23 protein-coding genes are annotated in these 24,313 nt (G+C 72.1%); 15 read left to right on the top strand and 8 right to left on the bottom strand.

Annotated features, from left to right (window positions below):
* Nucleotides 1-160: 160 nt before the first annotated feature.
* From ACQPXS_RS13775 to ACQPXS_RS13750, 6 genes are all read left to right on the top strand, one after another.
* Nucleotides 161-1,615: an alkaline phosphatase PhoX gene (locus ACQPXS_RS13775; protein WP_433449449.1), complete on the top strand. Its 1,455-nt coding sequence runs from the start codon at nucleotides 161-163 to the stop codon at nucleotides 1,613-1,615.
* 358 nt (nucleotides 1,616-1,973) lie between these two features.
* Nucleotides 1,974-3,557 carry a TROVE domain-containing protein gene (locus ACQPXS_RS13770; protein ID WP_433449448.1) on the top strand — a complete coding sequence of 528 codons (1,584 nt, stop codon included), beginning with the start codon at nucleotides 1,974-1,976 and terminating at the stop codon, nucleotides 3,555-3,557.
* A gap of 103 nt (nucleotides 3,558-3,660) precedes the next feature.
* Nucleotides 3,661-4,308 (top strand): GntR family transcriptional regulator, encoded by a 648-nt coding sequence (locus ACQPXS_RS13765; RefSeq protein WP_433449446.1) that lies wholly within the window; start codon nucleotides 3,661-3,663, stop codon nucleotides 4,306-4,308.
* A gap of 31 nt (nucleotides 4,309-4,339) precedes the next feature.
* A complete protein-coding gene (locus ACQPXS_RS13760; RefSeq protein WP_433455802.1) occupies nucleotides 4,340-5,374 on the top strand; it encodes a 1-aminocyclopropane-1-carboxylate deaminase in 1,035 nt (344 codons plus the stop codon).
* Between the two features lie 641 nt (nucleotides 5,375-6,015).
* Nucleotides 6,016-6,579: a 2'-5' RNA ligase family protein gene (locus tag ACQPXS_RS13755; protein WP_433449444.1), complete on the top strand. Its 564-nt coding sequence runs from the start codon at nucleotides 6,016-6,018 to the stop codon at nucleotides 6,577-6,579.
* Between the two features lie 60 nt (nucleotides 6,580-6,639).
* Nucleotides 6,640-7,206 (top strand): TetR/AcrR family transcriptional regulator, encoded by a 567-nt coding sequence (locus ACQPXS_RS13750; RefSeq protein ID WP_433449443.1) that lies wholly within the window; start codon nucleotides 6,640-6,642, stop codon nucleotides 7,204-7,206.
* A gap of 139 nt (nucleotides 7,207-7,345) precedes the next feature.
* Here the strand turns inward: ACQPXS_RS13750 and ACQPXS_RS13745 are convergent, their stop codons facing one another.
* The 7 genes from ACQPXS_RS13745 to ACQPXS_RS13715 all read right to left on the bottom strand — a co-directional run bounded on the left by ACQPXS_RS13745 (nucleotide 7,346) and on the right by ACQPXS_RS13715 (nucleotide 14,738).
* Entirely contained in the window at nucleotides 7,346-8,578 is a 1,233-nt protein-coding gene (locus ACQPXS_RS13745) for a TerD family protein (protein ID WP_433449442.1), read from the bottom strand.
* 111 nt (nucleotides 8,579-8,689) lie between these two features.
* The gene (locus tag ACQPXS_RS13740) at nucleotides 8,690-9,679 is read right to left on the bottom strand and encodes a zinc-dependent alcohol dehydrogenase family protein (RefSeq protein ID WP_433449441.1); all 990 of its coding nucleotides are present in this window, start codon (nucleotides 9,677-9,679) and stop codon (nucleotides 8,690-8,692) included.
* The gene (locus ACQPXS_RS13735; protein ID WP_366488163.1) at nucleotides 9,676-10,503 is read right to left on the bottom strand and encodes a carbohydrate ABC transporter permease; all 828 of its coding nucleotides are present in this window, start codon (nucleotides 10,501-10,503) and stop codon (nucleotides 9,676-9,678) included. Before ACQPXS_RS13735 ends, ACQPXS_RS13740 begins: the two co-directional genes overlap by 4 nt.
* Nucleotides 10,500-11,435, bottom strand: a complete 936-nt coding sequence (locus ACQPXS_RS13730) for a carbohydrate ABC transporter permease (RefSeq protein WP_433449440.1) — start codon at nucleotides 11,433-11,435, stop codon at nucleotides 10,500-10,502. Before ACQPXS_RS13730 ends, ACQPXS_RS13735 begins: the two co-directional genes overlap by 4 nt.
* Complete coding sequence (locus ACQPXS_RS13725) at nucleotides 11,432-12,799, bottom strand: ABC transporter substrate-binding protein (RefSeq protein WP_433449439.1); 1,368 nt, start codon at nucleotides 12,797-12,799, stop codon at nucleotides 11,432-11,434. Before ACQPXS_RS13725 ends, ACQPXS_RS13730 begins: the two co-directional genes overlap by 4 nt.
* 76 nt (nucleotides 12,800-12,875) lie before the next feature.
* Entirely contained in the window at nucleotides 12,876-13,643 is a 768-nt protein-coding gene (locus tag ACQPXS_RS13720) for a DeoR/GlpR family DNA-binding transcription regulator (protein ID WP_433449437.1), read from the bottom strand.
* A 285-nt stretch (nucleotides 13,644-13,928) separates the two neighbouring features.
* Nucleotides 13,929-14,738 (bottom strand): NAD-dependent epimerase/dehydratase family protein, encoded by an 810-nt coding sequence (locus ACQPXS_RS13715; protein WP_433449436.1) that lies wholly within the window; start codon nucleotides 14,736-14,738, stop codon nucleotides 13,929-13,931.
* Nucleotides 14,739-14,951: 213 nt separating this feature from the next.
* Here ACQPXS_RS13715 and ACQPXS_RS13710 point away from each other — a divergent pair, with 213 nt between their 5' ends.
* Nucleotides 14,952-15,893: a 5-dehydro-4-deoxyglucarate dehydratase gene (locus tag ACQPXS_RS13710; protein WP_433449435.1), complete on the top strand. Its 942-nt coding sequence runs from the start codon at nucleotides 14,952-14,954 to the stop codon at nucleotides 15,891-15,893.
* Nucleotides 15,894-15,924: 31 nt separating this feature from the next.
* On the top strand, nucleotides 15,925-17,088 hold the full coding sequence (locus tag ACQPXS_RS13705) for a hypothetical protein (protein WP_433449433.1): 1,164 nt from the start codon (nucleotides 15,925-15,927) through the stop codon (nucleotides 17,086-17,088).
* Here ACQPXS_RS13705 and ACQPXS_RS13700 read toward each other — a convergent pair.
* Nucleotides 17,025-18,257: an MFS transporter gene (locus tag ACQPXS_RS13700; RefSeq protein WP_433449431.1), complete on the bottom strand. Its 1,233-nt coding sequence runs from the start codon at nucleotides 18,255-18,257 to the stop codon at nucleotides 17,025-17,027. The genes ACQPXS_RS13705 and ACQPXS_RS13700 overlap by 64 nt on opposite strands.
* 144 nt (nucleotides 18,258-18,401) lie before the next feature.
* Between ACQPXS_RS13700 and ACQPXS_RS13695 the strand changes: the two genes are divergently transcribed.
* From ACQPXS_RS13695 to araD, 7 genes are all read left to right on the top strand, one after another.
* On the top strand, nucleotides 18,402-18,848 hold the full coding sequence (locus tag ACQPXS_RS13695; RefSeq protein ID WP_433449430.1) for a DUF6010 family protein: 447 nt from the start codon (nucleotides 18,402-18,404) through the stop codon (nucleotides 18,846-18,848).
* Nucleotides 18,849-18,852: 4 nt separating this feature from the next.
* The gene (locus ACQPXS_RS13690) at nucleotides 18,853-19,434 is read left to right on the top strand and encodes a TIGR03086 family metal-binding protein (RefSeq protein ID WP_351800896.1); all 582 of its coding nucleotides are present in this window, start codon (nucleotides 18,853-18,855) and stop codon (nucleotides 19,432-19,434) included.
* A gap of 174 nt (nucleotides 19,435-19,608) precedes the next feature.
* Nucleotides 19,609-19,983 carry a hypothetical protein gene (locus ACQPXS_RS13685; protein WP_433449429.1) on the top strand — a complete coding sequence of 125 codons (375 nt, stop codon included), beginning with the start codon at nucleotides 19,609-19,611 and terminating at the stop codon, nucleotides 19,981-19,983.
* Nucleotides 19,984-20,027: 44 nt separating this feature from the next.
* Nucleotides 20,028-20,780 carry an MBL fold metallo-hydrolase gene (locus ACQPXS_RS13680; protein WP_433449427.1) on the top strand — a complete coding sequence of 251 codons (753 nt, stop codon included), beginning with the start codon at nucleotides 20,028-20,030 and terminating at the stop codon, nucleotides 20,778-20,780.
* A 120-nt stretch (nucleotides 20,781-20,900) separates the two neighbouring features.
* Nucleotides 20,901-21,605 (top strand): GntR family transcriptional regulator, encoded by a 705-nt coding sequence (locus ACQPXS_RS13675; protein ID WP_433449426.1) that lies wholly within the window; start codon nucleotides 20,901-20,903, stop codon nucleotides 21,603-21,605.
* Complete coding sequence (locus ACQPXS_RS13670; RefSeq protein WP_433449424.1) at nucleotides 21,602-22,513, top strand: dihydrodipicolinate synthase family protein; 912 nt, start codon at nucleotides 21,602-21,604, stop codon at nucleotides 22,511-22,513. The genes ACQPXS_RS13675 and ACQPXS_RS13670 overlap by 4 nt, the downstream gene beginning before the upstream one ends.
* Before the next feature lie 8 nt (nucleotides 22,514-22,521).
* Nucleotides 22,522-24,234: an L-arabinonate dehydratase gene (araD, locus tag ACQPXS_RS13665; RefSeq protein ID WP_433449423.1), complete on the top strand. Its 1,713-nt coding sequence runs from the start codon at nucleotides 22,522-22,524 to the stop codon at nucleotides 24,232-24,234.
* The last annotated feature ends 79 nt before the right edge of the window (nucleotides 24,235-24,313 follow it).

Raw genomic sequence — 24,313 nt, 5'->3', positions numbered from 1 at the left:
ACTCCTTGAGCCGGTCATGGGGTGACGCATACGGATTCTTGAACAAGGGCCTCTGAAGTAGTCCTTTGTTCAACCCCCGTTCAAGGTGTGGCGGGAGCGTGTGCGCCGAACCGAGGTCCGCCACCCTCCACGGCCCTCCCACCGTCTCAGGAGACACACCATGTCGCTCACCCGCAGGGACTTCGCCAGAAAATCCGCGATCACCGGTGCCGGTGTCGCCCTGGCGGGCAGCGTCGGCGCGCTCGCCACGGCGCCGAACGCCCTCGCCGCGACGGACATCGACATTGACAGCGACGAGGCGGAGTCGGCGCGCGGTGGCCACCACGGCGTCGGCTACGGCCCGCTGATCTCCGACCCGAACGGCATCCTGGCCCTGCCCGAGGGCTTCACGTACAAGATCATCACCTACAGCGGCAAGACCACGCTGGAGTCCGGCGAGTTCACCCCGTCCAACCACGACGGCACCGCCACCTTCGAGGGCCCCCGCGGCACCATCCTGCTCGTCAACAACCACGAGCTCGCCGGTGCCCGCGCCAACTGGCCGCACCCGGTCCCGCTCACCGAGGGCCTCGTCTACGACCCGGCCGCGGCCGGCGGCTGCACCGTCGTCGAGGTCCGCCACGGCGGCGAGGTCGCCGAATGGGTCGGCATCGCCGGCACCGCCACCAACTGCGCGGGCGGCAGCACCCCGTGGGGCACCTGGCTGACCTGCGAGGAGACCGAGGACAAGGCCGGCAAGAACGGCTTCACCAAGGACCACGGCTACGTCTTCGAGGTCGACCCGGAGGACCGCCGGGCCAACCGTGACCCCAAGCCGATCAAGGCTCTCGGCCGCTACGCCCACGAGGCCGTCGTCGTCGACCCCAAGCGCGGCCACCTCTACCTGACCGAGGACGCGGCCGGCCCCAACGGCCTGCTCTACCGCTGGACCCCGCCGGAGGGCTTCCGCCACGGCCGCGGCAAGCTGCGCACCCTCGCCGACGACGCCGGTGTGCTGCAGGCCTTCAAGTGCTTCGACTCCGGCGGCAAGTTCGTCGACGACCTCTCCCGCGCCACGAAGATCGGCACGGTCTACGGCGTGGACTGGGTGGACGTCCCCGACCGCGACGCCAAGACGGTCTCGGTCCGCAAGCAGTTCACCGACGGCCAGGTCACCCGCGCCCGCAAGCTGGAGGGCATGTGGTGGGGCGACGGCGGCGCCTACATCGTCTCCTCCTTCGCCCGTGCGGAGAGCCCGGTCCAGCACGACGGCCAGGTCTGGTTCTACGACCCCAAGCGCCGGACCCTCACCCTGAAGGTGCTGCTCGGTGTGAACCCGGACCCGGCCAAGGACGGCGCCTTCGACGGCCCCGACAACATCACCGTCTCCCCGTACGGCGGCCTCGTCATCGCCGAGGACGGCGAGGGCGTCCAGCACCTGTTCGGCGCCACCGAGAGCGGCAGCACCTACCCGATCGCCCGCAACGAGCTCAACATCGGCACCGAAGCGGAGCCGGAGTACAGCGAGTTCACCGGCGTCACCTTCTCGCCCGACGGCCGGATCCTGTTCGCCAACATCCAGACGCCCGGCATCATGCTCGCCATCACCGGGCCGTGGAAGCGGCAGCAGCGGTAACGCCGGAAGCGGGGATTAATTCGCTCGCACCCCCAGTGCTGCGCCTCCTAAGGTGAGATCACAACGTCACGCACCTCCCGGTGCGATGGCAGCGGCTACTTCCCTTTCCAGGAATGAAACAACAGCCGCAGCCGACTTGATCTCGGGAGGCGCAGCTCATGGTGGGTGTCCGGTGCGCAGGCAGCGGATACTTCATGGGATCAGAAGGTTGCGGGTTCGAATCCCGTCATCGACCACGGGTCGATGTAGCTCAATGGATAGAGCATCTGACTAAGGACCGTCGCCGACTTCCGACCTCGGACACCCTCCACTTGCTGCGCCTCCCTCCGAAACAGCACAGAATTCGGGGGAATTCATCATGGCGCGATTCAATACGCGTGCCGCGAAGGCGCAGCCGGCCTCGCCCGTCACCACGACCGGCCGGACCCTGCCGACGTACGAGGGCGGCCGGGGTCACGAGCGTGACGCACGCTCCGAGCTCTTTCTGCTCGCCGTCTCCAACTTCGTGACGCGCAGCACCTTCTACGAGTCCGGCACCGACCGTGACGACCGGTTCGCCCGGCTGGTGCGCGAGCTCGCCGTCAGCGACCCGCACTGGACGGCCGGCCTGCTCGGCTGGCTGCGCGGTGACGGGCACCTGCGGACGGCCTCGCTCGTCGGCGCCGCCGAGTACGTGCACGCACGTCTGGCGGCCGGCGCGAGCGACGGCCCGTCGAACCGGCAGGTCGTGGACCGCGTACTCCAGCGCCCGGACGAGCCCGGCGAGTTGCTCGCGTACTGGACGTCCGTCCACGGCCGCGCCGTACCCAAGCCCGTCAAGCGCGGGGTCGCCGACGCCGTACGACGGCTGTACCACGCCAAGTCGCTGCTGAAGTACGACACCGCGTCCAGGGGCTACCGCTTCGGCGACATCCTCAACCTGGTGCACGCCGCCCCGGACCCGGACAAGCCGTGGCAGGGCGAGCTGTTCCAGTACGCGCTCGACCGCCGGCACCACCCGGACACCGCCGTGCCGCCCGCGTCCCTGCCGGTGCTCACCGCGCACCGCGAGCTGATGACACTGCCGGTGGGGGACCGGCGGGCGGTCGTCGCCTCGCCCGGCGGCGCCGAACGGCTCGCGGCGGCCGGGATCACCTGGGAGGCGCTCGCCGGGTGGCTCCAGGGCCCCATGGACAAGGCGGCCTGGGAGGCCGTGATCCCGTCGATGGGTGCGATGGCGCTCGTCCGCAATCTGCGCAACTTCGACGAGGCCGGGGTGTCCGACGAGGTCGCGGCCCGGGTGGCGGCGAAGATCAGCGACCCGGAGCAGGTGGCGCGCTCGCGGCAGTTCCCCTTCCGCTACCTCGCCGCCCACCGGCACGCGCCGTCGCTGCGCTGGTCCTACCCGCTGGAGCAGGCGCTCGGCCACTCGCTGGCCAACGTGCCCGCGCTGCCGGGCCGGACGCTGGTCCTGGTCGACCGGTCGGGCTCGATGTTCTGGTCCCAGTCCCAGGACCGCTCGGGGCTCACCCGGGCCGACGCGGCGGCGATCTTCGGCACCGCCCTCGCGCTGCGGGCGGCCGACGCCGACCTCGTCCAGTTCGGTACGACCAGCGACGAGGTGAGGTTCCGCAAGGGCGAGTCGGTGCTGAGGATCCTGGAGCGCTTCAACAGCCTGGGCGGCACCGACACCACCGACGCGGTGCGCCGGCACTACCGCGGGCACGACCGGGTGCTGATCGTCACCGACGAGCAGTACGCCCCGAGCCGGCACGGCGCGCCGACCGACCAGATCCCGGCCCATGTGCCCGTCTACACCTGGAACCTGGAGGGATACCGGGCGGGTCACGGACCGTCGGGCACGGGAAACCGGCACACCTTCGGCGGCCTCTCGGACGCGGCCTTCCGGATGGTGTCCCTCCTGGAGGCGGCCGACGACAGCCGCTGGCCGTGGCAGGCCTGAGCGGCATCCGGCCCTGAGCGTGGCCCGCACTTCCACGGGGGTGCGGGCCACATCCGTGCCCGGGGATTGCCGGGCACCGAGCTGACATCTAACATTTCAGTCCGTGCAGACCCTACGACCCGTTCCCCGCACCCTGCTGCGCGACCGCGCCTACGCCGAGATCCGGGACGCCATCGTGGCCGGGGAGATCGAGCCCGGCGCGGTGGTGCGCGACGCCGACCTCGCCGAGCGGCTCGGGCTGTCCCGGGCGCCCGTGCGCGAGGCCTTCTCCCGGCTGGTGGACGAGGGGCTGCTGGAGAGCAAGCCGCAGAGCTACACCCGGGTCACCCCGCTCGTCGCCGCCGACGTACGGGACGCGGCGGCCGTGGTCGGCGCCATGCACGAGCTGGTCACCCGGGTCGCCGTCCCCCGGCTGCGGCCGGCGGACGTGGCGGAGATGCGCGCGGCCAACGAACGGTTCGCCGCCGCCGTGCGCGCCGGTGACGTGGACGAGGCCCTGCGTGCCGACGACGACCTGCACGACGTGCTGGTCCGGGCGGCCGGCAATCGCGCGGCCGCCGCCACCGTCGCCCGCTACACCCCGCTCATCCGCCGCCTGGAGCGGCAGCGCTTCGGCGAGGGCGGCTCGTGCCGCTCGGCCGGACTGCACGAGCGGCTGATCGAGGCCTGCGCCGGCGGTGACGTGGACGGCGCGGTCAGCGTCACGGAGCGGATCTGGCGCACGCTCACCGACCTGGCCGACCCCGACTGATCCCTTCTCCGTCCCTGGAGGTCCCGTGTCCCTGCCCGTGTCCCGGTCCGCGTCCCTGGCGTCGTACGAGCGTCACCCCCTCCTCTTCGGCCCCTCCCCGGTGCACCCGCTCCCACGCCTGACCGCGCACCTCGGTGGCGCCTCGCTGTGGGCCAAGCGGGAGGACTGCAACTCCGGGATCGCCTACGGCGGGAACAAGACCCGCAAGCTGGAGTACCTGGTCGCCGACGCGCTCGCCCAGGGCTGCGACACGCTGGTGTCGATCGGCGGGGTGCAGTCCAACCACACCCGGCAGGTCGCGGCCGTCGCCGCCCGCGCCGGACTCGGGTGCGTGCTGGTGCAGGAGAGCTGGGTCGAGTGGCCGGACTCCGTGTACGACAAGGTGGGCAACATCCTGATCAGCCGGCTCGCCGGGGCCGAGGTGCGGCTGGTGCGGGCCGGGTTCGGGATCGGGTTCAAGGAGAGCTGGGAGCAGGCCCTCAGGGACGTCGAGGCGGCGGGCGGCAAGCCGTACGCCATTCCGGCCGGCGCCTCCGACCACCCGCTCGGCGGCCTCGGCTTCGCCAACTGGGCCTACGAAGTCGCCGAGCAGGAAGAGCAGTTGGGTGTCTTCTTCGACACGGTGATCGTGTGCTCGGTGACCGGGTCCACGCAGGCGGGCATGGTCGCCGGATTCCGGGCGCTCGAGGAGGCGGGCGGCCGGCGGCGCCGGGTGATCGGTGTCGACGCGTCGGCCAAACCGGCCGCCACCCGGGCGCAGATCGCCCGCATCGCCCATGCCACGGGCCAACTGATCGGTGTCAAGGGCGAGTTGACCGAGGCGGACATCGAGCTGGACGAGCGGTACCACGCGGGGACGTACGGCATCCCCGACGCGTCGACCCTGGAGGCCATGAGGCTGGCCGCACGGACCGAGGGCATGGTCACCGACCCCGTGTACGAGGGGAAGTCGATGGCCGGGCTCATCGATCTCGTCGGGCGCGGCGAGATCGGCGCGGACTCCACCGTGCTCTACGCCCACCTCGGCGGCCAGCCGGCGCTGAACGCCTACAGCGCCCTGTTCTAGCCCCGTTCCGCCCGACCTCACACCGACGCCCGCTCGGAGGACGGGGCCATGATGGAGGAGTGCCCCACCCCACGAACCCCGGTCTGCCGGAGGCCTCCGGCCCGGCTGAGATCACCGGCTCGGCTGAGGTTTTCGCTCTGCCGGAGGTTCTCGGCTTGGCTGAGGTTTTCGGTCTGCTGGTGGTTCCTCGCTCGGCTGGGGTTTTCGGCCGGGCTGGGGTTCCTGGACCCGCACAGGTCTCCGGTCCCCCGGAGGTCTCCGGCCCGGCCGAGATCTCCGGTCTGCCGAAGGTTCCCGGCTCGGCTGAGGTTTTCGGCCGGGCTGGGGTCCCCGGTCCACCCGAGGTGCCCGGTCCACCCGAGGTGCCCGGTCCACCCGAGGTGCCCGGTCCACCCGAGGTGCCCGGTCCCCCCGAGGTGCCCGGTCCCCCCGAGGGCCCCGGCTTGGTTGAGGTCGTCTCTGGCCCTCCTGAGGTCCCCGATCCATCCGAGGCCCCCGGCTCAGCTGAGGTGCCTGGACCATCCGAGGTCCCCGGCCCGCCCGAGGCCCCCGGCCCGGCTGAGGTCTCCCGTCCGCCCGAGGCCCCCCTCCCGGCTGCCGCCCCCGGCTGGCTGGGGTCGGAGCCGACGCCGCGGAGTGCCGTGGCGTGGCTGCCGCCGGGCGGGCTGTGGCCTGTCATCCAGGGCATCCGTGCCGAGCACGACCCGCAGATCCGCCGTTGGCCGCCCCATGTGAACCTGATCTTCGGCTTCGTGCCGGAGGAGGACTTCGCGGCGGCCCTCCCCCTGCTGGCCGCCGCGGCCACGGAGTGCCAGCCCTTCGACATCCGGCTCGACGGGGTCCGCTCCTTCCGTCACCGGTCCTACTCCACCGTGTGGCTCGACCCCGCTGCGGCCGGCGCCGCGCCCTGGACCGAGCTGAGGCGCGTGCTGGCCGAGCCCTTCCCGGCCTGCACGGACCGCTTCCCGCGCTTCACCCCGCACCTCTCGCTCGGGCGGACCCGCGCCCCGCGTGTCCTCGCGGCCGAATGCGCCGCCCGGCTCGGGGTGCTGCACGCCCGCGTGGACGAGATCGCCGTGCTGTCCCGCCGCGGTGACGGCCCCATGCGGACGCGTGCCACGGTCGGCCTGGGCACCGGTGTGGTACGCCGCTACCTCGGTCCTGACCCGGCGAGCGGCGGATACGAGCCACCCGAGCGGCACTGACCGGGCGAACCGGGCCTCGCTAGGCTGTGGAGACGATCCCCGGGTGCGAGGAGTTGCTGGATGCCGCAGGTCAGGCCCATGCGCGCGGACGCCCGGCGCAACTACGAGCGGTTGCTGAAGGTGGCGGCGCAGGCCTTCGCCGAGCATGGCGAGAACGCGTCGCTGGACGACATCGCCAAGCGGGCGGGCGTCGGCTCAGGCACCCTCTACCGGCACTTCCCGACCCGGCAGGCGCTGCTGGAGGCCGCGTACGTGGACCGGATGGAGGCGCTGGGGGCGCGGGCCGCCGAGCTGGCGGAGGAACTGCCGCCGGGTGAGGCGCTGATGGAGTGGCTGAACGAGTTGTGCGTGGCCACGATCCAGGTGCGCGGGATGAAGGCGCTGCTGGGGTCGGCGGTCACGGACGGCAGCTCGGCCGCGTCGACGGCGTGCGCCACGACGGTGCAGCGGGCGGCGGCCCGATTGGTGGAGGCGGCTCAGCGGGAGCGTGCCCTGCGGGCCGACCTGCGGCCGATCGAGCTGCTGCGGCTGGCCCACGGGGTGGCGACGGCTTCGGAACTGGGGGGTGGGCAGGGGCGGGAGATCCGGCGGTATCTGGCGCTGCTGACGGAGGGGCTGGCGCCCTGAAGGGGCGCGGGGCCGCATCGCCCATCTCGAACATGCGGCCACCGCCCGCGGGTGCGACCAGCCACGATGGTCGCGCCCCCGGCAACGGTCCGCACTCCGACGGCGACCTTTGGCCGCACAGCCCCCCGCACCCCACGAACTACAGGGCCCGCGCCCCCGGCTCCACCATGTTTCTCACCGTCCGGGCCTTCACGAAGTCGCCCAGCGCCGTCATGTCCCACTCGCCCGAGAACTGACGGATGAGCTTGGCCATCATCACGCCCGTCTGGGGCTCGGCGTGGGTGAGGTCGAAGCGGACCAGTTCCTCGCCGGTGGTGGCGTCCAGCAGACGGCAGTAGGCCTTGGCGACCTCGGTGAACTTCTGCCCGGAGAAGGAGTTGACCGTGAAGACCAGGCCGGTGACCTCCTGGGAGAGGCGGCCGAGGTCGACCGTGATCACCTCGTCGTCGCCCGCGCCCTCACCGGTGAGGTTGTCGCCGGAGTGCCTGATCGCGCCGTTCAGGATCGTCAGCTTGCCGAAGTAGCAGCTGTCGAGGTGGTTGCGCTGCGGGCCGTAGGCGATGACCGAGGCGTCCAGGTCGATGTCCGCACCGCGGAACGCCGGCTCCCAGCCGAGCCCCATCTTGACCTGGGAGAGCAGCGGGCGACCGCCCTTGATCAGGGAAACGGTCTGGTTCTTCCGGAGGCTGACCCGCCCCTTGTCGAGGTTGATCTTCCCCGCGCCCGGTGCCGGGGAGGGCGGGACCGGGGGAGCGGACACCGGCGGGGCCGGAGGGGTGACGGGCGGCTGCATGGTGGGCGGCGGCGGGGCGACCGGCTGCTGCGGCGGGGCCGCGGGGGCGGCGGCCGGCTGCGGGGGTGCCGCGGGCGTGGCCGCCGGCTCCTCCACCGTCACGCCGAAGTCCGTCGCGATGCCGGCCAGCCCGTTGGCGTACCCCTGGCCGACCGCGCGGGCCTTCCAGACGCCGCCCCGGCGGTAGATCTCCACGACGACCAGCGCGGTCTCCGTGCCGAGCTGCGGCGGGGTGAACGTGGCCAGCACCGTGCCGCCGTCCGCGTCGCGGATCGTGGCCGTCGGCTCGATGCCCTGGAAGGTCTGGCCGGCCGCGTCCGGGCTGGCCGTGACCACGATCTTCTCGATGTCCGGCGGGACGGCGGCGGTGTCGACCGTGATCGCGTCCGGCGCCGCACCGCCGCCGGAGGTGTGCGTCACGCCCGGCCCCGCCGGCTGGTTGTAGAAGATGAAGTCGTCGTCCGAGCGCACCTTGCCGTCGGCCGTGAGCAGCAGGCCCGACACGTCGAGCCGCACCGGAGCGGCGACGTCCACCGTCACGCGCGCGGCGGGGAGAGCGATGTTCGAGCCAGGGGTCATAGCTGTCATGCCGGGTGAACGAACGACACCGCTTTACCGTTCCCTTACCCGACCCCCAATCGGCTCAGGGCCCGGCCCCCGACCGGCTCAGGGGCCCGACCCCGATGTGCCTCAGGGGACCACCACGATCTTCCGTCCCACCCCGGCCGCGAACTGCTCCAGCGCCTGCGGGTACCGGGCCAGCGGGATCCGGTCGCTGATGAACACCTGCGGGTCCAGCACGCCGTTCGCGAACAGCTCGGCCGCCCGCTCGAAGCTGTGCAGCACCGCCATGGAGCCGGTGATGGTGATCTCCTGGTTGTAGATGCGGTACGGGTCGATCGTCACCCGGGTCGCGTAGTCGGCCACCCCGAACTGCAGGAAGGTGCCCGCCTTCGCCACCCGCTCCAGGCCGTCCTGGATCGCCGCCGCGTTGCCGGTCGCGTCCACGACCACGTCCCAGCCCCGCGGGCGGTCCAGCTCGTCCGCGCTTCCGGCCGCGCCCGAGACGCCGAGCTTGCGGGCGGTCTCCAGGCGGGCCGGGTTGACGTCGACGATGTCGACGCTCGCCGCGCCGGTCCGCTTGGCCAGCTCCAGCATCATCAGCCCCATGGTCCCGGAGCCGTAGATCAGCACATGGGCGCCCAGGCGGGACTGCAGGACGTCGTAGCCGCGCACCGCGCAGGACAGCGGCTCCACCAGGGCCGCGTCCTCGGTGCGCACGTGCTCGGGCAGCTTCACGCAGTTGGCCACGGGGGCGACCGCGTACTGTGCCGCCCCGCCCGCCGTCGTCACGCCGATCGCGCCCCACCGCTCGCACATGTTGTTGTGGCCGTCGCGGCAGTAACGGCACTCGTAGCAGTACAGGGAGGGGTCCACCGCCACCCGGTCGCCGACCGCGACCTCGGTGACCTGGCTGCCGACGCCGACCACCTCGCCCGCGAACTCGTGCCCGGGGACGATCGGCAGCTTGGGCGCGAACTCGCCGTGGAGGATGTGCAGATCCGTGCCGCACAGGCCGCAGGCCGCCACCTCGACGACGACCTCGCGGGGGCCCGGAGTCGGGTCGGGCACCTCGGTGACGACGGCGCGGCCCACGGACTCGATGACGGCGGCCTTCATTTCACAGCTCCCAACGACAGGCCCTGGACCAGCTTGTCCTGGGCGGCGAACCCCGCGGCGAGCACCGGCAGGGAGACGACGAGCGACGCGGCGCACACCTTGGCCAGGAACAGGCCCTGGCTGGTGATGAAGCCGGTCAGGAAGACGGGGGCGGTCTCGGCGACCACGCCCGTCAGGACTCGGGCGAACAGCAGCTCGTTCCAGCTGAAGATGAAGCAGATCAGTGCGGTGGCGGCGATGCCGGGCAGGGCGATCGGGGCGACCACGCGCGCGAGGATGGTCGGCAGCCGGGCGCCGTCGATCTGGGCGGCCTCGATCACCGCCACCGGGACCTCGGCGAGGAAGGACTGCATCATCCACACCGCGATCGGCAGGTTCATGGAGGTGTAGAGGATGACCAGGAGCCAGATGTTGTCGAGCATCCCGGTGTTCTTCGCGAACAGGTAGATCGGCAGCAGACCGGCCACCACCGGCAGCATCTTCGTGGACAGGAAGAAGAACAGGACGTCGGTCCACTTGCGTACCCGCCGGATGGACAGCGCGTACGCCGCCGGCAGGGCGAGGAGCAGCACGCAGACCGTCGACACCAGGGACGCCACCGTGGAGTTGATCAGCGCCGGCCAGGGGCTCGCGCCGCCGCCCGACCCGAAGAACTCGCGGTAGCCGTCGAGGGTCAGGGAGGCGGCGAAGGACGGCGGGTTGGTCGCCGCGTCCGCCTCGGAGTGGAAGGACGTCAGCGCCATCCAGGCGATGGGCAGGAAGAACACGATCCCGACGAGCCAGGCGACGAGACCCAGGCCGTTGCGGCGGAGCACGGCGTTCATGCGCGGGACACCTCCTCGCGGAACAGGGACGACACCACGCGCAGGGCGAAGGTCGCGATGATGATCGAGCCGATGACCACCAGGACGCCGGCGGCCGAGGCGAGGCCGTTCTCGTGGGCCTGGTAGAAGCTCTGGTAGACGGTGTAGGGCAGGTTGGCGGTGCCGAGTCCGCCGGACGTGATCGTGAAGACCGCGTCGAAGTTCTGGACGATGTAGATCGAGCCCAGCAGGGCGCCGAGTTCGAGGTAGCGGCGCAGATGCGGGAGGGTCAGATGGCGGAAGACCTGCCAGTCGTTCGCGCCGTCCACCCGCGCGGCCTCGATCTGCTCGTGGTCACGGCTCTGCAGCCCGGCGAGCAGGATCAGCATCATGAACGGCGTCCACTGCCACACCAGGGAGGCCTCGACCGCGAGCAGCGGGGTGTTGGAGATCCAGTCGGGCTGTGGGCCGCCCACATAGTGCAACAACCCATTGAGCAGACCGTATTCGGGGTTGTACAGCACATGCTTCCAGAGCAGGGCCGCGGCCACCGGGACGACGAGGAACGGGGCGATCAGCAGGGTGCGGACGACGCCCCGGCCGCGGAACTTCCGGTCCAGGAGCAGGGCCAGCGCCAGTCCGAGGACCAGGCTGACCAGCACCACCGACACCGTGAGCAGCACGGTCGTCCAGACCGAGTGGCGCAGGTCCGCGTCGGTCAGGACCTGGCGGTAGTTGTCCAGGCCGGTGAAGTGGCGGGCCTTGGGATAGAGGGCGTTCCAGTCGAAGAAGGAGATCACCAGCGTGGCCACGAACGGCAGCTGGGTCACGACGATCATGAAGACGAGGGCGGGCATGAGGGGGGCCCGGGTGGCCCAGGCGCGCAGGCGGGCGGAGGGCTGCCGCGTGGCGCGTACCGGTGTGGTCGCAAGGGGTGCTGTCGTCGCGGTCATCGTCCCTCGTACTCCTTGGAGATCTTCTCGGCGAGCGCTTGAGACTTCTTCAGGGCCGAGTCGACGGACTGGCGTCCGGCGATGGCCGCACTGATCTCCTGGGAGACCTTGGTGCCGAGGTCGGTGAACTCGGGGATGTCGACGAACTGGATGCCGGGCGCGGGGCGCGGCTGTACGCCGGGGTCGTTCGGGCGGGCGCTCTCGATGGCCTGCTTGGTCATGTCCTGGAAGGCGGCGGCCGAGGCGCGGTACTCGGCGTTGGTGTACGTCGACGCCCGCTTGCCCGCCGGGACGTTCGGCCAGCCGCTGGTCTCGCCGACCAGTCGCTCGTACTCCTTGCCGGACGCCCAGGACACGAACTTCCAGGCATTGTCCGGATTGCGGGAGGCCTGCTGGATCCCCCAGGCCCAGGTGTAGAGCCAGCCGGAGGACGGGGTCTTCTCCACGGGGGCGGGGGCGTAGCCGAGCTTGCCCTTGACGGGGGATCCCTTCGCCTCCAGCAGGCCGGCCGCGGAGGTGGCGTCGTACCACATGGCGACCTTGCTCTGCGTCATGTCGTTGAGGCACTCGGCGAAGCCGGACTGGGCTGCGCCGGACTCGCCGTGCGCCCGCACCAGGTTGACATAGAACTTCGTCGCCTTCTCGAACTCCGGGGAGTCGAGATGCGCCTTCCAGTTCTTGTCGAACCAGGTGCCGCCGAAGGTGTTCACCACGGTGGTCAGCGGCGCGATCATCTCGCCCCAGCCGGGCAGGCCGCGCAGACAGATGCCCTTCATGCCGGACCGCGCGCCGTCCACCCGTGCGGCGAGGTCGGCGACCTGCTGCCAGGTCGGATGCGCCGGCATCGTCAGGCCCTTCGCCGCGAACACGTCCTTGCGGTACATCAGGAAGGACGATTCGCCGTAGAAGGGCTGGCCGTAGAGCTTGCCGTCGGAGGCGGTCAGGGACTGGCGCATGGGGCCCAGGACGTCCTGTTCGTCGTACGACGGGTCCTTGGCGACGTACGAGCTCATCTCGTGCAGCCAGCCGTTGCGGGCGTAGATCGGTATCTCGTAGTTGCTCAGCGTCGCCACGTCGTACTGGCCCGCCTGGTTGGCGAAATCCTGGCTGATCTTGTCGCGGACGTCGTTCTCGGGCAGGACCGTGAAGTTGACCTTGATGCCGGTCTCCTTGGTGAAGCGGGGGGCCAGCTTCTGCAGCTCGGTCATCTGCGGGTTGTTGACCATCAGCACGTTGATGGAGTCGCCGCCGGAACCGGTCCCGCCCGCACCGACCCAGCAGCCGGAGAGCAGCGGGGCGAGCAGCGTCCCTGCGGCGGCCATGGCGAGCGTGGCTCGCGGCCTCCGTCGGCTCTGGGTTCGCATGGATCGCTCCTGGAGATATCGGGAGATAAGGGGCACTCGGCGGTGTGGAGGGCCGCCAAGGGAGTGGGTTGGACTTTCAGACCCGGATGACCTGCGGGCCCAGCAGGGAGTAGCGGTGGGCCTCGGCGGCCGGGAGCTGGGTGCTCGTCACGATTGCCTCCAGCGCGCCGACCTCGGCGAACCGGCAGAAGCTGACCGCGCCGAACTTGGTGTGCACGCCCGCGAAGACGGTGCGGCGGGCGGCCCGTATCGCCTGCGCCTTGACCTCGCTGACCGCCGGGTCGGGCGTGGTCAGGCCGTGCTCGCGGGAGATGCCGTTGGCGCCGATGTAGGCGAGGTCGAGGACGAAACCGGCGAGCATCTTCGTCGTCCAGTGGTCGACGGTGGCCAGCGTGCCGGCCCTGACCCGGCCGCCGAGCAGCAGCACCGAGATCTGCTCGGCCTCCGCCAGGGCGCCCGCGACCGGCAGGGACGCGGTGACCACGGTCAGCGGCCGGCCGGACGGCAGGGCCTCGGCGATGAGCTGCGGCGTGAAGCCCTCGTCCACGAAGACCGTCTCCGCGTCCCCGAGCAGCTCGGCCGCGGCGGTCGCGATCCGGCGCTTCTCGGGCACATGGCTGGTGGCGCGGAAGGCGAGCGTCGTCTCGAAGCCGGCGCTCTCCACCGGATAGGCGCCGCCGTGCGTACGGCGGACCAGTCCGTGGTCCTCCAGGGCGCGCAGATCGCGCCGGATGGTCTCCTTGGCCACGCCCAGCTCGGAGGCGAGCGCGGTGACGTCGACCGAGCCGGTGGCTCGCGCGGCCCGCACGATCGCGCGCTGGCGTTCTTCCGTCCTCGTGCTCATCTCGTCACCCACCTTCCCGCGGAACTGCCCGTTCGGGCCCATGGGGGAAGTTCTACAGCGGGCGTGCGGCACTGACCAGGCCTGTTGCGGGCCCGATACTGCCCGCTTGTGCCCGTTTACCGAGGGAGGTGCCCGGCGCGGACCTGCGAGGCCGTGCCCGGCGGGGTGGGAGCGGGCGCCGTGGATGCCCGAACACGGCGGCGGGCGGGCCCGTTCGGTGCCCGCCCGCGCGCGTGAGCGATCAATTTGCGCCGCCGAGGGTCCTCGGACAGGTGCCCGGGACGCTCAGTACGGCCAGATCGGAGGGTCGTTCACGAAGTGCCCGCCGAGGTGGCCGTGCGCCGGGTTCGCCGGGTCCAGCTCGCCCTGCTCGGCGATCAGCTTCTCGGCGTACGGCTCGGAGTCGTCCTGCGGCTCGTAGCCGAGCGCCCGCGCCGTGGTCAGGTCCCACCACAGCCGGGTGTTGGCGGAGGAGCCGTAGACGACCGTGTGGCCGACCTCCTCGGCCGTCAGGGCCGCGTGGAAGAGGCGGGCGCCGTCGGCCGGGCTCATCCACACCGAGAGCATGCGCACGCTGGTCGGCTCCGGGAAGCAGGAGCCGATGCGCACGGACACGGTCTGAAGGCCGTGCTTGTCCCAGTACAGCTGGGCGAGGTCCTCGCCGAAGGACTTGGACAGGCCGTAGAAGGTGTCCGGGCGGCGCGGGGTGTCGATCGGGATCAGGGGCTCGCCCGCGCGCGGGGCCGGGGTGAAGCCGACGGCGTGGTTGGAGGAGGCGAAGACGATCCGGGGCACGCCCTCCTGACGGGCGGCCTCGTAGAGGTGGTAGGTGCCCTCGATGTTCGACTTCAGGATCTTCTCGAAGGGGGCCTCCAGGGAGATGCCCGCGAGGTGCAGGATCGCGTCCACGCCCCGGACGGCCTCGCGCAGGGCGGCCGTGTCGCTGAGGTCGGCGGTGATCGCGTCCGGCGTGTCCTCGATGGGGCGCACGTCGAACAGGCGCAGCGTGTAGCCGTACTCCGGCAGCAGGGACCGCATCAGGGTGCCGAGTCCGCCGGCGGCGCCGGTGAGCAGAACGGTGCGGGGAGCGGGCATCCTCGGTTCTCCTTGTGGCCGATATTCACATACGTGGACACGCTAAAGAGGTTTGCCGTGCACCGTCAAGTGTCCTGTGATGTCGGTGAATTCGCTCCCAGTGTTGCGAGTTTGCCTGCTTGACCTGCCATAAGCAGGCCCCTTAGCGTGGTCGCGTTCAGAAATATAGACGTGGATCAGAAACATGCACCGGCGTGTCTCAAGGGAGAGCCCGTGACGCCAGCCCCTCTCACCGAACGGCTCCGCGAACCGAGCGGGCCGCTCTTCTTCCCCGTCACGGCCTACGGCCCCGACGGCTCGCTCGACCTCGACGTCTACCGCACCCATGTCCGCCGCGGCGTCGCCGCCGGTGCCGCCGCCGTGTTCGCCTGCTGCGGCACCGGGGAGTTCCACGCGTTGCTGCCCGAGGAGTTCGAGGCCTGCGTCCGGGCGGCCGTGGAGGCGGCCGTGGGCCGCGTCCCGGTCGTCGCGGGCGCCGGCTACGGCACCGCGCTCGCCGTCCGCTACGCCCGTCTCGCCGAGCGGGCGGGCGCCGACGGCCTCCTCGCCATGCCGCCGTACCTCGTCCTCGCCGGTCAGGAGGGGCTGTTGCGGCACTACCAGGAGGTCGCCGCCGCGACCGCCCTGCCGGTGATCGTCTACCAGCGCGACAACGCCGTCTTCACCCCGCGCACGGTGGTGGAGCTCGCCCGCACCGACGGGATCATCGGTCTCAAGGACGGCCTCGGCGACCTCGACCTGATGCAGCGGATCATCAGCGCCGTACGCACCGAAGCCCCCGGCGACTTCCTGTACTTCAACGGCCTGCCCACCGCCGAGCAGACCCAGCTCGCCTACCACGCCCTCGGCGTCCCCCTGTACTCCTCGGCCGTCTTCTGCTTCGCCCCCGAGATCGCCCTCGCCTACTACCGGGCCCTGACCGCGGGGGACACCGCGACCCTGCGGTGCCTCCTGGACGGCTTCTACCGCCCGTTCGTGGAGCTGCGCGCCCAGGGCCGCGGCTACGCCGTCTCGCTCGTCAAGGCGGGCGTACGGCTGCGCGGCCTGGACGTCGGCGAGGTCCGGCCCCCGCTGCACGAACCGGCCGAGGACCACGTCAAACAACTCGCCCAGCTGATCGAGCGGGGCTACGCGCTGCTGGAGGAGGACGCGTGAGCAAGCGTCGGTACGGCCTGGAGGGGACCGCGTGAAGGCGTCGGCGTTCGTCTACCCCTGGGATGTCGACGGGGACCCCGAGGCCCCCGCGCGCATCGCCGGGCTCGGCGTGGAGCAGGTGACCCTCGCCGCCGCCTACCACTCCACGCGCGCCCTGACCCCGCACCACCCCCGCCACCGCATCGTCACCGCCGAGTACGCGGCCGTGCTCTACCCGCCGGGCGACCGCTGGGCGGGCCGCGGCCTCAGGCCGTACCCCGCCGGCCGCTGGGCCCCCGGCGACGCCTACGGCGAGGCGGCGGCGGCCCTGGCCGCGGCGGGCCTTCAGGTGCACACCTGGGTCGTCCTCGCCCACAACTCCCGCCTGGGCGCCGAACACCCGGACACCTCCGTCGTCAACGCCTACGACGACCGCTACCCGTGGGCGCCCTGCATCGCCCAGCCCGCCACGCGCGCGTACCTGGTCGACCTGGCCGCCGAGGCCGCCGTACGCCCCGGCGCGCACGGCACCGAGCTGGAGTCCCTCGGCTGGTACGGACTCCAGCACCTGCACGCCCACGACAAGATCTCCGGGGTCGGCCTCGGCGAGGCCGGGCAGTACCTGATGTCCCTGTGCTTCTGCTCGTCCTGCCGCGCCGGGTACGCCGAACAGGGCATGGATCCCGAGGAGTTGGCCGCCTCCGTGCGCGCCGCGCTGGAGCCGCTGTGGCGGGGCGCGACCGACGACGAGGGCTGGCCGACGGTTCAGAAGCTGCTCGGCGAGGAGAAGACGGCCCGCACGCGCGCGTGGCGCGACGACACCGCCGGCACGCTCCAGGAGGAGGCCGTCGCCGCCGTGCGCGCCGCCGCCCCGGCCGGGTTCCAGGTCCTGCTGCACGCCGACCCGGTCTCCTACCACTGCGGCGCCGACGCAGGCGTCGACCCCGCGCGCGTCCTCGCCGTCGCCGACGGCGTGGTGGTGCCCTGCACCGGCGGTACGGCCCTGCTGGCGCCCTTCGCCGAACAGGCCCGGGAGCGGACGGTGCTGGCCGCCAACCTCACCGTCGTCTCCGGGATGGGCGGCAGCCCCGGCACGCTCGCGACGGACGCGGCACGCGCGCGTGCGCGGGGCGCGACCGAACTGCGGCTCTATCACGCCGGATTGGCGTCCGACGGTGACCTGGCGGCGGTGCGCGAGGCGCTGTCGGCGCGCTGAGCCAGGGATGCCGCCGCCCCGAGCAGCGCCAGGCCGTACACCGGCAACAGCAGCGCGGGGGAGGCCAGTTCGACCAGCCCCGCGCCGACGGCCAGTCCGACGGCGTTGGGCGTGAGGACCAGGGTGCCGGCGGTGGCCGTGGCCCGGCCGAGCAGCGGGCCGGGCGTCTGCTGCTGCACGGCGGTGAAGACCGCGACGAGCACGCAGGGCAGGCCGAGACCGGCCGCCGCGGACGACGTGAGGGCCACCGGGTCCGACGGCACGGCACGGGCCGCCACCGCGAGCGCCGTCAGCGCGATCCCCGCCGCCGCGAACCGGCGCGCGCCGAGCAGCCGCAGCGCGGCGCCCGAGACCAGCCCGGCGGTCACCGAACCGGCGCCCTGGACGGCGTACAGCACGCCCGTGTACGCGGGGGAGTGGCCGAGACGGTCGACGACGGCGTACAGCGTGGTGCTGCCCAGGGAGGTGAGGAGCATCGTGGTACCGCCCGCCCGGACCAGCGGCCGCAGCGCCGGGTGGCGCCACAGGTGCCGGACGCCCTCCGCTGTCTCCTCGCGCCAGCCGCCGCCGGACCGTGCGGGCCGCTCCTCGCGCACCCGCAGCAGGGCGTACAGCCCGGCGGCGACCACGAAGGTGCCCGCGTCCAGGCAGGCGACGGCGGGGCCGCCGAAGGCGGTGTACAGGCCCGCCCCGGTCAGCGGGGCGACGAGCTTCATGCCCTCGGTGACGGCCATGCGCAGCCCGTTGAAGTCGCCGAGGCGCTCCGGGCCGATCGCCGCGGTCACCAGGGCCGACTCGGCCGCGTCCTGCACCACCTCGGCGGCGCCGTAGACCAGCAGGACGGTGAAGAGCAGCCACAGGCCGCCCGGGGAGTCCACGGTGCACAGGGTGAGCAGCAGGGCCGCCAGGCCGGCGTTCAGGGCCACCAGGAGGGGCTTGCGTGGCACGCGGTCGGCGAGCGTGCCCAGCGGCGGTCCGGCCAGGGTGGGGGCCCACACGGCGAGCATGCACAGCGCGGCCAGGCCGTCGGACCCGGTGAGGTCCTTCACCCACACACCCGAGGCCAGGAACAGCGCGGAGTTGCCGAAGCCCGACACCACCACCGCCGTCAGATACAGCCCCGCGTTGCGGTCCCGCAGCACGCGGAGCAGGGTCCAGGAAGTCGTCATGCCTGCTCATCGTGGGTCTAAGGCGGGCGGGCGCGGATCGGTAAGGTGCCTTATCCCGCGGGGGCCGGCGGACGGCGGCAATCCGTCGGAACCTGTCGGTAATGCCCCTGGGGCGCGCGTCCGCCCGAACCTACCGTCGGCGCCATGCGCTACATCGCCCCGATCCTGATCGGTCTCGTCTACGTCCTGCTGATGTCCCTCGTCCCGGAACGCCACCGGCGCCGCCTGAACGCGGTCATGGTGGCCGGCGCGGGCGCCGCCTATCTCAGCGGCGGCGGGCTCGGCGGCTGGGAGTTCGCGTTCACCGCGGTGGCCACCTGCGTCGCCTACAAGGGCCTCGACTCCTGGGCGTGGATCGGCGCCGGCTGGCTGCTGCACACGGCCTGGGACGTCGTGCACCACCTCAAGGGACACCCGATCGTCCCGTTCGCCCACGACTCCTCCTTCGGCTGCGCGCTGTGCGACCCGGTGATCGCGGTGTGGTGCCTGGGCGGCGGGCGATCCCCGTGGCGGCGGCCGCGCGGCACCGATGAGTTCTCGCCGGCCGGCCGGTCAGTCCTTCGTACGAGGAGTGCAACCGTGAAGGAGTAGCGGCATGACCATGATCGACCTCGGCCCGCAGACACTGATCGTGGCGCGGCTCGCCGAGTCCGTGACCGACGAGCAGTTGCCGGCCCGCACACCGTGCCCCGACCTGGCGGTGCGGAATCTGCTGGGCCACCTGCTGCACCTGTCCGTCGCCTTCCGGGACGCGGCCCGCAAGGACCTCGGTGCGACGACGGACACCGACCCGAACGCCGCCGTCCCGGACATCGGCCCCGGCTGGCGCGAGGAGCTGGCCAAGGTCCTGGACGAACTGGCGGACGCCTGGCGCGACCCGGACGCCTGGACCGGCATGACCCGTGCGGGCGGCGTGGACCTGCCCGGTGACGTCGCCGGCGCCGTCGTCGCCGACGAACTGGTCGTCCACGGCTGGGACCTGGCCCGCGCCGTCGGCCGGCCCTATGCTCCCGACCCCGCGGCCCTGGACTCGGCCCACGGTTTCCTGCTCGCCGCCGCCGAGGACCCGCACCGCGGTGGCGGCATCTTCGGCCCGGTCGTCCCGGTGCCCGCGGAGGCGCCCCTGCTGGACCGGGCGGTGGGGCTGAGCGGGCGGGACCCGGGGTGGCGGCCGTAACGGAAACACCTCGAAGAAACATCGGTCATCGCATCGTCGCGGAAAGGGATCAGGCCGCCCAGGACACCCCCGTACCGGGCGCCCGACTCCCTGTCGGACACTGAGTACGTCGCCCGGTGCGCATGAGTACGCGCGCCGGTGTGCCGGGCATCCCCCTGCCGGTTCACTGAGCGCATGACACAGCACTTCGCGACAGTTCCGGGCCCGGTGGACGGGGACGCGCGGGACCCCAGGGGCTGGGTGGCCCCGACGATCGCGACCGCCCTGATGATGGTGCTCGGTCCGGCCGCCCTCGTCTTCGGCGGGCTGTCCCCCATGGCCACAGACAGCTGCGGCCCCGACGACTGCTCGGCGGCCCTCGACACGGCGCTCGCCTGGATCTACCGCCTGCTCACCTACGGCGGCGTGGTCTCGACCGCGGCACTGCTCACCGCCTGGCTGCTGCCCTGGAAACGCCGCTGGACGGCGGCCCGCGCCGCGGCGTCCCTCGTGGCCCTGCTGCCACCCCTGAGCATCCTCTTCCTGGTCCTCACCCTGCCCGCGCCCTAGCGAGTGGGCCGAAGCGGGGTCCCGGCCCGTCGTACTCTCCCCTCATGCCACTCACCCTCACCGTCCTCGGCACGGCCTCCCCGCACCCCGGCCCCGACCGGCCCTGTTCCGGATACCTGCTGTCCGGCGGGGGTGCCGAGGTGTGGGTGGACGCGGGGCCCGGTACGTTCGCCGCGCTGCAGCGGCACACGGACCCCGCGCGGCTCACCGCGATCTGGATCTCCCATCTGCACGCCGACCACAGCGCCGATCTGCTGTCCGCCGCCTACGCCTTCGCCTTCGGCGGCATGACCCCGGCCGCACCGATCCCGGTGTACGCCCCGCAGGACTGCGCCCGCCGGCTCGCCGGCTTCCTCGGGCGGGCGGACGTCGACTTCCTCAAGGGCGTCTTCGACTTCCGGGCCCTGTACGACGGCCATGACGTGCGGCACTGGAACCTCCGCCTCACCGCCCGCGCCGTGGCCCACGACACCGAGGCCTACGGGCTGCGCGCCGAATGCCAGGGGAGCGTGCTCGCCTACTCCGGGGACAGCGGGCCCTGCGCCGCGCTCGGCGAACTCGCCGCCCGCGCCGACCTGTTCCTGTGCGAGGCGGACATCGACGCGCATCACGACGGCCGGCAGGTCCATTTGACGCCGGAGGACGCGGGCCGTACCGCCCTCGAGGCGCGGGTGCGCGAGCTGCTCGTCACCCATGTCGGACCCACGCTCACCCGCGAGGAGGCCACCGCCCGCGCCGCCGCGGTCTCCGGCCGGCCCACGCACACCGCCGTGGAGGGCCGCACCCACACCGTCTGAGGCCGCCACCCACCTTCTTTGTCAGAAGCATTGACGAAACACGGCCCCCCTCCTAGCTTCAACGCGTCGTACTTCGTACGTCATATATGAGACGCGATACGTGAGATCCGAGAGGGCCGCATGACCTCTGTGCCCACCCCCATCCCGTCCCGCACGCAGTTCGTGCTGGACGCGATCAAACACCGCATCCTGACCGGACAGCTGACGCCCGGTCAGGCCCTGGTCGAGACGGAGCTGGCCGCGCAGTTCGGGGTGTCCAAGACCCCGGTGCGGGAGGCGCTGAAGACGCTCGCCGGGACCGGTCTCGTCGTGATGAACCAGTACAAGGGCGTCACGGTGCGCATGGTGGACGCGGACATGGCACGCGAGGTCTACGACGTACGCCTGCTGCTGGAGCCCGAGGCGCTGCGCAGGGCCGTCCGGCGAGGTGCCTCCCTCGACGCCGCGCGCGACGCGCTGGGCCGGGCCGACGCCGCCCACGACACCGCCGAACGGTCGCTCGCCAACCGGGAGTTCCACCGCGCCCTCTACCTGCCCTGCGGCAACCCGCTGCTCGGCCGGATGCTGGACGAGGTCCGCGACCAGGCTGCGCTGGTCTCCGCCGTCGCCTGGGCCGCCGACCCCTCCTGGGAGCGGGAGGCCGCCGAGCACCGCGAGATCCTCCGGCTCGCGCTCGCCGGCGACGCCGACGGCGCGGCGAGTGCCCTGCACGCCCACATCGCCTCCTTCGTCCGGCGCGCGTTCCCCCCGGACACCGAGGACACCGGGGAAACCGGGGAAACCGAGGTCGCCGCCGCCCCCCACGCACAGGAAGGTCATTCATGAGCAGCGTGACGTTCGAGACCCAACGGGCGGCCCTGGCCGACGTGGTGGCCATCCCGGTGACCCCCTTCGCCGCGGACGGCTCCGTCGACACCGCCACCCACCGGGCCCTGCTGCGTCGCCTGCTCGACGGCGGGATCCGCACCCTCACCCCGAACGGCAACACCGGCGAGTTCTACGCCCTCACACCCGAAGAGCGCCGCCTGGTCACCGAGTCGACCGTCGAGGAGGCCGGTGACCGCGCCGCCGTCCTCGTCGGCGTCGGCCACGACCTGCCCACCGCCGTCGCCTCCGCCCGGCACGCCCATGAGCTCGGCGTCCGGATGGTCATGGTCCACCAGCCCGTCCACCCGTACGTCTCGGCGGCCGGCTGGGTCGACTACCACCGCGCCATCGCCGAGTCCGTGCCCGAGCTGGGCGTGGTGCCCTACATCCGCAACGCCCAGCTATCCGGCACCCGGCTCGCCGAACTCGCCGACCACTGCCCGAACGTCATCGGCGTCAAGTACGCCGTACCGGACGCCGCACGGTTCGCCGCCTTCGCGCGTGACGCGGGCCTCGACCGCTTCGTCTGGGTCGCCGGCCTCGCCGAGCCGTACGCCCCCTCCTACTTCTCCGCGGGTGCCACCGGCTTCACCTCCGGGCTCGTGAACGTCGCTCCGGCCGTTTCGCTGAACATGATTGAAGCGCTTCGATCCGGCGACTACCCGGCCGCCATGAAGGTCTGGGAGCAGATCCGCCGCTTCGAGGAACTTCGCGCCGCCCACGGCTCGGCGAACAACGTCACCGTCGTCAAGGAAGCCCTCGCCGCGCTCGGCCTGTGCCGCCGGGACGTCCGCCCGCCGAGCAGGCCGCTGCCCGAGGACGAGCGCGCCGAGGTCGCCGCCATCGTCGCCGGATGGTCCATATGAGCAACGACATGCAGAAGCTGAGAAGCCATCAGTGGTACGGGACCGACGGGCTGCGGTCGTTCAGTCACCGGGCCCGGACCCGGCAGCTCGGGTATCTGCCCGAGGAGCACCTGGGCAAGCCCGTGATCGCCGTGCTCAACACCTGGTCCGACATCAACCCCTGCCATGTGCACCTGCGGGACCGCGCGCAGGCCGTGAAGCGGGGGGTGTGGCAGGCCGGCGGGTTTCCGCTGGAGTTCCCGGTCTCGACGCTGAGCGAGACCTTCCAGAAGCCGACGCCGATGCTCTACCGGAACCTGCTGGCGATGGAGACCGAGGAGCTGCTGCGCTCCTATCCGGTCGACGGGGCCGTGCTGATGGGCGGCTGCGACAAGTCCACGCCCGCGCTGCTGATGGGCGCGGCCAGCGCCGATCTGCCCGCCGTCTTCGTACCCGCCGGGCCCATGCTGCCGGGGCACTGGCGCGGCGAGGTGCTCGGGTCCGGTACGGACATGTGGAAGTACTGGGACGACAAGCGGGCCGGTCTCATCGGCGACTGCGAGATGAGCGAGCTGGAGAGCGGGCTCGCGCGCTCCCCGGGGCACTGCATGACCATGGGGACGGCGTCCACGCTGACCGCCGCCGCCGAGACGCTCGGCGTGACCGTGCCGGGCGCGTCGAGCATTCCCGCCGTCGACTCCGGGCACGACCGGATGGCCGCCAAGTCCGGGATGACGGCCGTGGAGCTGGTACGCAAGGACCGGAGGCTGTCGCGGATCCTCACGCGCGAGGCGTTCGAGGACGCGGTCACGACCGTGCTGGGCCTCGGCGGCTCCACCAACGCCGTGATCCACCTGATCGCCATGGCCGGCCGCGCCGGGGTGAAGCTCACCCTCGACGACTTCGACCGCATCGCCCGGACCGTGCCCGTCCTCGCCAACGTCCGCCCCGGCGGCCGCACGTACCTGATGGAGGACTTCCACTTCGCGGGCGGCCTGCCCGGCTTCCTGTCCCGGATCACCGACCTGCTCCACCTGGACCGGCCGACGGTGTCGTACGACACCCTGCGCGAGCAGCTCCAGGGCGCCCGGGTGCACCACGACGACGTCATCCGCCCCCGCGACAACCCGGTCGCGAGCGAGGGCGGGGTCGCTGTCCTGCGCGGCAACCTCTGCCCGGACGGCGCGGTCATCAAGCACATCGCCGCCGAGCGCCACCTGCTCAAGCACACCGGCCCCGCGGTCGTCTTCGACGACTACAAGACCATGCAGCGCACCATCAACGAGCCCGCACTCGGAATCACCGCCGACAGCGTGCTGGTGCTCCGCAACGCCGGTCCCAAGGGCGGCCCCGGCATGCCCGAGTACGGCATGCTCCCCATCCCCGACCACCTGCTCAGGCAGGGCGTACGGGACATGGTCCGGATCTCCGACGCCCGGATGAGCGGCACGAGTTACGGCGCCTGCGTGCTGCACGTGGCCCCGGAGTCGTACATCGGCGGACCCCTGGCGCTCGTGCGCACCGGTGACCTCATCACCCTGGACGTCGAGGCCCGTAGCCTCCATCTCCACGTGGACGACGCGGAGCTGGAGCGCCGGCGCGCCGCATGGACGCCGCCGCCCGCCCGTTACGAGCGCGGCTACGGCGTCCTCTACAACGGACAGATCACGCAGGCCGACACCGGCTGCGACTTCGAGTTCCTGGCCCGGCGGGGCCACGTGCCGGACCCCTACGCCGGCTGACCCACGCACCGAGAGAGGTGAAGCGCTTAACTCATGTGCACATAGCAAGCGCTTCCCGCACCCACTGTAATAGCCCCCC

It is taken from the genome of Streptomyces sp. CA-142005 (assembly GCF_050942335.1).
Lineage (GTDB): Bacteria > Actinomycetota > Actinomycetes > Streptomycetales > Streptomycetaceae > Streptomyces.
Note: the sequence above shows the minus strand (reverse complement) of the source record. Positions and strands in the feature narration are given on the sequence as shown.

Coding starts and splice junctions, on each gene's coding strand:
- ACQPXS_RS13735 (WP_366488163.1), bottom strand. CDS start 10,503: ATGAACGCCGTGCTCCGCCGCAACGGCCTGGGTCTCGTCGCCTGGCTC.
- ACQPXS_RS13680 (WP_433449427.1), top strand. CDS start 20,028: ATGCCACTCACCCTCACCGTCCTCGGCACGGCCTCCCCGCACCCCGGC.
- ACQPXS_RS13690 (WP_351800896.1), top strand. CDS start 18,853: ATGACCATGATCGACCTCGGCCCGCAGACACTGATCGTGGCGCGGCTC.
- ACQPXS_RS13720 (WP_433449437.1), bottom strand. CDS start 13,643: ATGAGCACGAGGACGGAAGAACGCCAGCGCGCGATCGTGCGGGCCGCG.
- ACQPXS_RS13730 (WP_433449440.1), bottom strand. CDS start 11,435: ATGACCGCGACGACAGCACCCCTTGCGACCACACCGGTACGCGCCACG.
- ACQPXS_RS13750 (WP_433449443.1), top strand. CDS start 6,640: ATGCCGCAGGTCAGGCCCATGCGCGCGGACGCCCGGCGCAACTACGAG.
- ACQPXS_RS13740 (WP_433449441.1), bottom strand. CDS start 9,679: ATGAAGGCCGCCGTCATCGAGTCCGTGGGCCGCGCCGTCGTCACCGAG.
- ACQPXS_RS13715 (WP_433449436.1), bottom strand. CDS start 14,738: ATGCCCGCTCCCCGCACCGTTCTGCTCACCGGCGCCGCCGGCGGACTC.
- ACQPXS_RS13695 (WP_433449430.1), top strand. CDS start 18,402: ATGCGCTACATCGCCCCGATCCTGATCGGTCTCGTCTACGTCCTGCTG.
- ACQPXS_RS13745 (WP_433449442.1), bottom strand. CDS start 8,578: ATGACCCCTGGCTCGAACATCGCTCTCCCCGCCGCGCGCGTGACGGTG.
- ACQPXS_RS13700 (WP_433449431.1), bottom strand. CDS start 18,257: ATGACGACTTCCTGGACCCTGCTCCGCGTGCTGCGGGACCGCAACGCG.
- araD (WP_433449423.1), top strand. CDS start 22,522: ATGCAGAAGCTGAGAAGCCATCAGTGGTACGGGACCGACGGGCTGCGG.
- ACQPXS_RS13770 (WP_433449448.1), top strand. CDS start 1,974: ATGGCGCGATTCAATACGCGTGCCGCGAAGGCGCAGCCGGCCTCGCCC.
- ACQPXS_RS13670 (WP_433449424.1), top strand. CDS start 21,602: ATGAGCAGCGTGACGTTCGAGACCCAACGGGCGGCCCTGGCCGACGTG.
- ACQPXS_RS13725 (WP_433449439.1), bottom strand. CDS start 12,799: ATGCGAACCCAGAGCCGACGGAGGCCGCGAGCCACGCTCGCCATGGCC.
- ACQPXS_RS13775 (WP_433449449.1), top strand. CDS start 161: ATGTCGCTCACCCGCAGGGACTTCGCCAGAAAATCCGCGATCACCGGT.
- ACQPXS_RS13685 (WP_433449429.1), top strand. CDS start 19,609: ATGACACAGCACTTCGCGACAGTTCCGGGCCCGGTGGACGGGGACGCG.
- ACQPXS_RS13675 (WP_433449426.1), top strand. CDS start 20,901: ATGACCTCTGTGCCCACCCCCATCCCGTCCCGCACGCAGTTCGTGCTG.